We start from the raw sequence: 786 nt of genomic DNA on the forward strand, positions 1-786 counted from the left end.
GCTAGCAGCTGCGCCCAGGCCGCCTGCAGCACGGTGTTGACGGTGGTGTGCTGCGCGCGGGCCAGTTCGCTTATCGCGCCGGTGATGTGCTCCGACACCCGATAGGAGGCCACGCCACGACACCCCTGCCCCACCCGATCCGCTGGCCCGACCAAAGTGGGAACCTCAAAGCCGGCCAGCACCGCACCCCAGGCGGCGCGGGCGGCCGCGAGGTCCCTCTCGGCGAGCCAGCTGACAAAGCGGCGATACGGAACCGGCGCGGGCAGCCGCTGCCCCTGATAAGCGGCGAAGATTTCGGCCAGCAATAGCGGCAGCGACCAACCATCGAGCGCGATGTGATGATTTGTCAGCACGATGCGGTGCTGCTCTGGTGCGGTGCGAATCAATGCAACGCGAACGGGCGGCTCGTCGGTGAGGGCGCATACCGCGGCGCGTTCGGCGGCGCACAGCCACTCCACCCACTGCTCGACGTCCCCAGCCTTCAGCTCGGCATACCGCCAGGGCACCCCGGGATCAGCCGGGATGACCTGCACCGGCTGATCGAATTGCTCGAGGTACCGGGCCGCCAGGTGAGGATGCCGCTGAATCACGATCTGCACCGCATCGCGCAGCCGGTCCGGATCAAGCGGACCACTCACCGTGATACCAAGCTGCACCGCATAAACGTCGTCCCCCGTGCGCTGTGCGGCTCGGGCATGGAAGAGCAATCCCTGCTGCAGCGGGGTCAGCGGCAACACGTCGGCAATCCGGTATAGGCGTTGCAACTCATCGATCTGGTGTTGGTGA

1 protein-coding gene is annotated in these 786 nt (G+C 66.8%); it reads right to left on the reverse strand.

All coding sequences use genetic code 11. The features are described 5' to 3' along the window. A partial coding sequence (locus tag AC5Y30_RS25425; RefSeq protein ID WP_499922063.1) for a condensation domain-containing protein occupies nucleotides 1-786 on the reverse strand: 786 nt, incomplete at both ends.

It is taken from the genome of Mycobacterium sp. NGS27, from assembly GCF_059813005.1.